Source organism: Candidatus Ruminimicrobium bovinum, from assembly GCF_902760015.1.
Lineage (GTDB): Bacteria > Elusimicrobiota > Endomicrobiia > Endomicrobiales > Endomicrobiaceae > Ruminimicrobium > Ruminimicrobium bovinum.
Map to the genome: position 1 here is coordinate 1 of NZ_CACWEU010000203.1, position 6,005 is coordinate 6,005.

The window sequence follows — 6,005 nt, forward strand, 5'->3', positions numbered from 1 at the left end:
AACAGATAGCGGAAAATACAACCAAAGAAGGCAGAAATAAAAATAACAGAATAGAAATATTTATTAAAAGATAAAGTTAGTTTAGAGTTTAGGGCTGAGGAGTTTGTCGTAAAAATCGCTATGCGATTTTTGATAAATAATTAGATTTTCGCCGTAGCGAAAAATACCGAAAACTCTAAGCTCTAATAAGCACTAAGCCAGGAAAATGTGTAACATTTTCTGCCTCAGCTATCGTTAAGTCGTGCTTCAAAAGAAATTTTTAAAAGTTTTTCCGTTGCCGTTAAACCTATAATCCTATAACCTGTCTTTATTCTTCTCAGCTCTCAGCTGTAGTTATCACCCAACAACCTAAAAAATCAGTCTTTTTTATAATCGATAATAAAAGGATTTTCCGGAAGTTCAAGTAATTTGTTCGTTACATCCGTGTTAAAATTTGTAAAATTTACCGTAGCTCTGCTGAACCCTTCATCATAATCTGCTGAATTTGAATAACTGTTTTTATAAAGATATTCAATTTTTGTAGGATATCCGTATCTTTCGGTTATATACATTTTTGTTATATTTTGCCTTGTTGTAAAATTTTGTTCGTTTTTTATTGTTTCCGTTATTGTTTTTGTAAGAATTTGACAACTGTAACCGTTTACCGTAATTTTATCACCTACAATACAATCTGCATAATCGGGAATTTCATAATAATATTCATCAAGTATATTTTTTTTCATTTCTTCGGGGAAAAGAATAAATTTTAAAGAATATAAATTAGGGTTTCCTTGGATTTGGTATGATTTGTCTTCGCGTAAAAGAAGTTTTGGCGCTGCAGTAAAAGACGTTGATACTTGAACCTGATATAATTTGTCGTCACATAAAAGATAATTTGTTTTTGTATAAGAAGTTAAAGTTTCAAAAAATTTATTTTTATCTTTTTCAGTTAAAATACATTTAATTATAGATGTTGAGTTTTGTTCGTTTTCAATTGATACGGAATATGTAATACCCTGTTTGTTAAAATTATTTTTTTTGTTTTGTAAATTTCCGATGACGGTATTTGAATATAAAAATGAATTTGCAAGTAAAATACAGGTTAAACAAGAAATAACAAAAGTTAAAGTTTTCATTTTTTACTCCGTATTAACATTATGTAATTATATTAAATTTACGTTTTTATTTTCAATGTCGGATTGGAAAATATTGTACCTTTTATGTTTATGTATGTGTTGTGTGTGTTGTTTAAAAAAAAGTAAAATGATATACTCTAAAAAATATATAGATAACATTCTTGAGATGCTGTAATGAAAACAATAATTTTACTTACAATTTCAAATATATTTATGACGTTTGCATGGTATTGGCATTTGAAATTTAAAAATATACCGATGATAAAATTAATTTTAATTTGTTGGGGTATAGCTTTTATCGAATATTGTTTTATGGTTCCTGCAAACAGAATAGGGTATCTTCAATTTAATGTAACTCAATTAAAAATTATACAGGAAGTAATTTCTTTAACCGTATTTGCTTTTTTTTCCGTATTGTATTTAAACGAACATTTTAAATGGAATTATTTGGTAAGTTTTTGTTTAATGGTTCTTGCCGTTTTTTTTGTATTTTATAAATGGGAATAATTTAAAATGTTTTTACCTGCCACAAAACAGGAAATTATTAATTTAAAATGGGATAAGCCGGATATTATAATTGTATCCGGAGATACATATATTGATTCTCCTTTCAACGGTGCAGCCGTTATTGCAAATTACTTAACCGTTAACGGTTTTAAAGTTGCAATTATTGCACAACCCGATATCAATAACGACGATATCGCACGTCTTGGCGAACCTGCTTTGTTTTGGGGAGTTACTGCCGGTGCAATGGATTCTTTGGTTGCAAATTATACGGCTACGGGAAAATTCAGAAATCAAGACGATTTAACGCCCGGCGGGATAAATAACCGCAGACCTGACAGGGCCTGCATGGTATATACGAATTTAATAAGAAGACATTTCAAAAAAACAAAACCTATTGTTCTCGGCGGAATAGAAGCAAGTCTTAGAAGAGTTGTTCATTACGATTTAAAAGATAGTAAATTAAGAAGATCAATTTTGTTTGATGCAAAAGCAGATATTTTGGCTTACGGCATGGCTGAAAAAACTATGCTTGAACTTGCACAGGCAATAAAAGAAAATAAAAGTTATTATGATATTAAAGGTTTATGTTATATTTCAAAAACAGCCAAAGAAAATTATATCGAAATACCATCTTATGAAGAATGTATTGCCGACAAAAATAAATTTATTGAAATGTTTGATTTGTTTTATAACAACAGTGCTTATGAAAATTCAAAAGGTTTATGTCAAAAACATGACGTTCGTTATTTAATTCATAACCCGCCTCAAACTTCATTAACTCAACGGGAATTGGATAATATTTATGAAATGGACTGGACAAGGGAAGTTCATCCTTATTATGCAAAACAGGGTGTTGTAAAAGCACAGGAAACAATAAAGTTTTCCGTGGTATCTCACAGAGGTTGTTGCGGAGAATGTAATTTTTGCGCAATAGCCGTTCATCAGGGAAAGTCGGTTATCTCAAGAAGCAAAGAATCGATAATAAAGGAAGTAAATAAACTTACACAAAAAAAAGATTTTAAAGGATATATTTCGGATATAGGCGGACCTACGGGAAATATGTATAAAATTTCCTGTAAATTGCACGGGGTAACCGGAAAATGTAAAAATAAAAAATGTTTATACCCGACGGTATGTGAAAATATTATGTTTTCTCATAAAGAACAAATTGATTTGTTAAAACAATGTGCCGCAAACAAAAATATAAAAAAAGTATTTGTATCATCCGGTATCAGGCACGATTTAATTATTGCCGATAAACAAAACGGTAAAAATTATTTGGAATACATTTCAAATAATAATATATCCGGGCAATTAAAAATTGCACCGGAACATACATGTGACAATGTTTTGGAAGCGATGAACAAACCTAAACAGGAATGTTTTTTGGAATTTGTTAAAATGTTTAAACAAATAAATACTCCGTTAAATCAGTTTTTAACATGTTATTTTATGGTGGACCATCCGGGTTGCAGTTTGGAAGATACAAAAGAACTTTTATATTTTATAAATAAAAATTTAAAATTTACTCCGGAACAGGTGCAGGTTTTTACACCTACTCCGTCAACATATTCAACGGCTATGTATTGGACACAAAAAGATAAAAACGGTAACGATATTTTTGTAGAAAAAGACAGAAATGCAAGAATGAAACAGAAATTGACGATAACACAGGGAACAAATAAACATATAAGAAAAAATAATTATAGAAGAAGATTTTAAAATGGAATTTCCGCAATTGCTTGACAATAATTTTTGTTTTTGTTAAACTTAAACAGTTGTCATTTAGAGGGCCTGTAGCTCAGTTGGTTAGAGCACTCGACTCATAATCGAATGGTCGTAGGTTCAAGTCCTACCAGGCCCAAAGTTAAAGCTCTTTAATTTAAGAATAAATAAAGGAAGTTCCGTAAGCTTTTTTGCAATTCGGACACTGCCCAGCAACGGTAATCAAAATATTTTTTGTAGTCCGGTCTATTATTTGTTCTCAATTGTTGTGTTAGTTTTACTTTTCTAGGGGAAAGTTTTTATTCGTATTATTATTACCATTTTCTTTTATAGAAAGTGGTTTTTTTTATTTTTAGAGGGGAAAAATGATTTTAGTAATAACAGGAAACGGAAAAGGTAAAACAACATCTTCAATGGGGCAAATAATAAGGGCATTGGGACATAATCAAAAAGTTTGTCTTGTTCAACTTTTTAAAGGTGAAAATTTTTACGGTGAACAAAAAATATTAACTAAACTTGAAGGCCTTGATTTTTTTTCTTTTGCAACAAAACATCCTTTTTGTTTTAAAGACATATCAAAAGAACAAGTTGTAAAAGAATGTGAACAAGCCGTAAATAAATTAAAAGAAATTACAAGAGATAACAAATATAATTTAATAGTATTGGAAGAATTTAATATTGCTTTAAGAGATAAATTTATAGATGAAGATTTATTGCTTACAATTATAAATGAATTGAATAAACAAGCCAATGTTGTAATAACGGGAAGAGGGGCAAGTAATAAATTAATAGAACTTGCCGATTTGGTAAGTGAAGTAAAAGAAATAAAACATCCGTTTAATAAAGGTATTCCCGCACAAGAAGGAATAGAATTTTAATTGCTTTGCAATTAAAATTTGATGTATAGAGGAACAGATGTATAGAAGTATAGAAAAAATAAATTTTTTAAAAAAATTATTAATATTTTTATTAATAATTTTTTTATTTCAATGTAATTTATTTGCCGAGTATAAAAGAATTATTTCTCTTGCTCCGTCGGTTACGGAAAGTTTGTATGAACTTGGTATGGATGATAAACTTATAGCAAATACAACCTTTTGTGTCGACAAACAAGTTAAAAAAGAAAAGATAGGAACTTTTACCGAACCTAATATTGAAAGAATTGTTTCATTGAAACCGGATTTGATTATTGCAACAAAAGAGGGTAATAATAAAGCTGTTGTCGAGAAAATTATACGGCTTAAATTACCCGTGTATGTTATGGAAACCGTAAGCGGTTTTGAAGATATTTGTAATAATTTTCAACAGTTAGCAAATTTTTTAGATAAAACCGAAACAGCGACAAAATTGATTTCCGATGTAAAGCATGAAATAAATTCAGTTTGTGAAAAAAGAAGAATGAAAACCGAAACCGTTTTTTGGGAAGTAGGAGCAAATCCTTTATTTACGGTAGGAAAACAAAGCTATATAAATGATTATGATAAATTTATCGGCTTAGAAAATATTTTTGTTGATATTGATATGAGATACCCTAACATAAGCATTGAAGCCGTTATGAAAAAAAATCCGGATATTATAATACTTGTAAATATGGGTGATATAACCGAAAAAGAAATAATAAAATGGAACAAATATAAAACCATACCTGCCGTTAAAAATAAAAAAATATTTATGTTGGATGCAAATGATATTTTTATGCCTACACCGAAAACTTTTTTGAGAGGACTAAAAATTTTGCAAAAACAATTAGAAACTGTTAATTGAATATGAAATATTTTTTAAAAATTTTTTTATTGTTAATAATATTATTTATAACATTTTTAATTGCACTGAAATCCGGTGTAAGTGAAATATCCGTTGCCGATATTTTAAAATCCGTTTTTTATAATTCGGGAGATAACAGTGTTTATACAATAATAAAACATATAAGGTTACCGAGGGTAATACTTGCAATAGTTGCAGGTGCCGGGTTATCGGTAAGCGGATGTGTTTTTCAGGGAGTATTAAGGAATCCGTTGGCAGATCCTTTTACATTAGGAATTTCAGGCGGTGCGGCTTTCGGTGTTTCAGTAGGTTTTGCATTTGGAATAATAAAAGTTTCATGGATATTTTTGCCGCTTTTTGGTTTTTGCGGAGCAATATTGTCGGTTTGTTTGGTTTATGTATTAAATATGAGAAAAGAATTTGATTCAAACGGTATGATACTTTCCGGAGTTGTTGCAAGTTATATTTTTTCTTCGGCAGTAATGTTGCTTTTTTCAGTATCATCGTCAGACCAACTTTATTCGGCTTTTATGTGGCTTATGGGTAACCTTTCTTTTTTTGACGAAAGACTATTGCCTATAGTGATAATATCGGTAGTTACCGGAGTGATTATTTTATGTTTATCGGGAAATATTGTTAATATAATAAGTTTGGGAAACGAAAAATCAAATTCACTCGGAGTAAATACATCGGAAACGGTAAAATATTTATTTTTATTAAGTTCTTTAATTACGGCAGCAATTGTAAGCTGTTGCGGAGTTATAGGTTTTGTGGGGCTTATGATACCGCATATTACAAGAAAATTTGTAGGTAACGATAACAGAATTGTAATTCCTTTTTCTGCAATTACAGGTTCTGTTTTTTTATTAATATGTGATACGGTAAGCAGAACGG

The 6,005-nt window shown here is 29.7% G+C and carries 6 protein-coding genes and 1 tRNA gene; 6 read left to right on the forward strand and 1 reads right to left on the reverse strand.

Translation table 11 applies throughout. The annotated features are described in order from the left end of the window. Positions 1-356 precede the first annotated feature (356 nt). The gene (locus ACMUOV_RS06815; RefSeq protein ID WP_413854352.1) at positions 357-1,115 is read right to left on the reverse strand and encodes a hypothetical protein; all 759 of its coding nucleotides are present in this window, start codon (positions 1,113-1,115) and stop codon (positions 357-359) included. Positions 1,116-1,289: 174 nt separating this feature from the next. Here ACMUOV_RS06815 and ACMUOV_RS06820 point away from each other — a divergent pair, with 174 nt between their 5' ends. The 6 genes from ACMUOV_RS06820 to ACMUOV_RS06845 form a co-directional block, all read left to right on the forward strand. Next, positions 1,290-1,622 carry a DMT family protein gene (locus ACMUOV_RS06820; RefSeq protein WP_413854353.1) on the forward strand — a complete coding sequence of 111 codons (333 nt, stop codon included), beginning with the start codon at positions 1,290-1,292 and terminating at the stop codon, positions 1,620-1,622. A gap of 6 nt (positions 1,623-1,628) precedes the next feature. Continuing rightward, entirely contained in the window at positions 1,629-3,344 is a 1,716-nt protein-coding gene (locus ACMUOV_RS06825; RefSeq protein ID WP_413854354.1) for a YgiQ family radical SAM protein, read from the forward strand. A gap of 68 nt (positions 3,345-3,412) precedes the next feature. Then, positions 3,413-3,486, forward strand: a tRNA-Ile gene (locus ACMUOV_RS06830). A 226-nt stretch (positions 3,487-3,712) separates the two neighbouring features. Continuing rightward, the gene (locus ACMUOV_RS06835; protein WP_413854355.1) at positions 3,713-4,225 is read left to right on the forward strand and encodes a cob(I)yrinic acid a,c-diamide adenosyltransferase; all 513 of its coding nucleotides are present in this window, start codon (positions 3,713-3,715) and stop codon (positions 4,223-4,225) included. A gap of 37 nt (positions 4,226-4,262) precedes the next feature. Beyond that, positions 4,263-5,111 (forward strand): ABC transporter substrate-binding protein, encoded by an 849-nt coding sequence (locus ACMUOV_RS06840; RefSeq protein WP_413854356.1) that lies wholly within the window; start codon positions 4,263-4,265, stop codon positions 5,109-5,111. Between the two features lie 2 nt (positions 5,112-5,113). Beyond that, positions 5,114-6,005: FecCD family ABC transporter permease (locus ACMUOV_RS06845; RefSeq protein WP_413854357.1), on the forward strand; the 892-nt coding region annotated here is incomplete at its 3' end.

Coding starts and splice junctions, on each gene's coding strand:
- ACMUOV_RS06815 (WP_413854352.1), bottom strand. CDS start 1,115: ATGAAAACTTTAACTTTTGTTATTTCTTGTTTAACCTGTATTTTACTT.
- ACMUOV_RS06820 (WP_413854353.1), top strand. CDS start 1,290: ATGAAAACAATAATTTTACTTACAATTTCAAATATATTTATGACGTTT.
- ACMUOV_RS06825 (WP_413854354.1), top strand. CDS start 1,629: ATGTTTTTACCTGCCACAAAACAGGAAATTATTAATTTAAAATGGGAT.
- ACMUOV_RS06835 (WP_413854355.1), top strand. CDS start 3,713: ATGATTTTAGTAATAACAGGAAACGGAAAAGGTAAAACAACATCTTCA.
- ACMUOV_RS06840 (WP_413854356.1), top strand. CDS start 4,263: ATGTATAGAAGTATAGAAAAAATAAATTTTTTAAAAAAATTATTAATA.